This is a genomic window from Tautonia marina (assembly GCF_009177065.1).
Classification (GTDB): domain Bacteria; phylum Planctomycetota; class Planctomycetia; order Isosphaerales; family Isosphaeraceae; genus Tautonia; species Tautonia marina.
Genome location: NZ_WEZF01000071.1, coordinates 1 through 521, shown reverse-complemented (window position 1 = coordinate 521; position 521 = coordinate 1). Strand labels below are relative to the sequence as shown.

General features: G+C 62.4%; 1 protein-coding gene. It reads left to right on the top strand.

What is annotated here, in order from left to right; genetic code table 11:
* A partial coding sequence (locus GA615_RS27250; RefSeq protein ID WP_152054502.1) for an IS3 family transposase occupies nucleotides 1-452 on the top strand: 452 nt, incomplete at its 5' end.
* Nucleotides 453-521 lie beyond the last annotated feature (69 nt).

The window sequence follows — 521 nt, the reverse complement described above, 5'->3', positions numbered from 1 at the left end:
ACATCCCGCTGGAGCAGGGCTTCATGTATCTGACGGCGGTGATCGACTGGTTCAGCCGTTACGTGCTCTGCTGGCGGCTGTCGAACACGCTCGACGGCCGGTTCTGCCTGGAGGCGTTGGAGGAGGCCCTGAGCGGCGGCCGGCCCGCGATCTTCAACACCGATCAGGGGGTCCAGTTCACGGCGAAGGCGTTCACGGGTCGTCTGGAGAAGCACGGGGTGGCGGTGAGCATGGACGGCCGGGGTCGTGCCCTGGATAACGTGTTCATCGAGCGGCTGTGGCGGTCGCTGAAATACGAGGAAGTGTACATCAAGTCGTATCAGAACGTGAAGGAACTCGAAGGCGGCCTTGAGGGGTGGTTTGCGTTCTACAACCACGAACGCCCCCACCAAAGCCTGGCCTATCGGACTCCCGCCGAGGTCTACCACGATGCCAGGCCGATCAGGCCATGAGCGGGCATGCCTCGTCGGAGCATAACGTAAAATCGGGCCCGAGTGGTCTGGACAATGGGGTCCACTTCA